This is a genomic window from Staphylococcus sp. EG-SA-2, from assembly GCF_017152085.1.
This window is the reverse complement of sequence record NZ_JACYHC010001180.1, coordinates 1-656: the sequence shown is the minus strand read 5'-3', so window position 1 is coordinate 656 and position 656 is coordinate 1. Positions and strand designations below refer to the sequence as shown.

The window sequence follows — 656 nt, the reverse complement described above, 5'->3', positions numbered from 1 at the left end:
CTTCATGACTCGGTAAAGCTGCACCTACTGTTGATAATAATCCCAATGCTAAAGTGGCAGTAACAAATGATTTTAGTTTCATAACTCAATCTCCTTTTTGTTTTGTAGGATATTACACTATTTGTATAACACGTTTCATAAAGTTTAAAACATACTTTTTGATTTTTTTATATTTTTGATTTTTAGTAATAGTTTTTAACGAGGGATATGACTCGTGTATTTTGAAAAAAGAAATATAATAAACCATCATGTTACTATAATTTTAAATCATTAATTATCATCTTTATTTAATGTTTGTTGTAATTCAAAGCGCACGCCGGATTCATTAGAAGTCGACGTATTTTTGTTTGTAATAGAGTATCCAGTCATTGAAATTTTAGATTCAATATCTGAAGCGGTATTTGTAGATTCGGGATTATAGAAGCTACATTCATAAGTTTTATCATCTTTCTTTTTAAGTATAAACATACCTTTTGCTTTAACTTCGACTTTAGTGTTGTTAATGATAAAAGTTTGAGTGCTATCGCTGTAATTAACACCAGCCCAAACCGATTCATTATCTTTCACAACGTGGAAGTCATCATCTTGTTTAACGACAGTTACTTTATCTTTTTTTGTATTAAAGTCATCTTTAGATAAGCCTGGATACAACACAT

1 protein-coding gene is annotated in these 656 nt (G+C 29.1%); it reads right to left on the bottom strand.

Features of this window, described 5'->3' with window-relative positions; all coding sequences use genetic code 11:
* Positions 1 to 270: 270 nt before the first annotated feature.
* On the bottom strand, positions 271 to 656 hold a 386-nt coding region (locus tag IDG60_RS19350), incomplete at its 5' end, for a polysaccharide lyase beta-sandwich domain-containing protein (protein WP_241013405.1).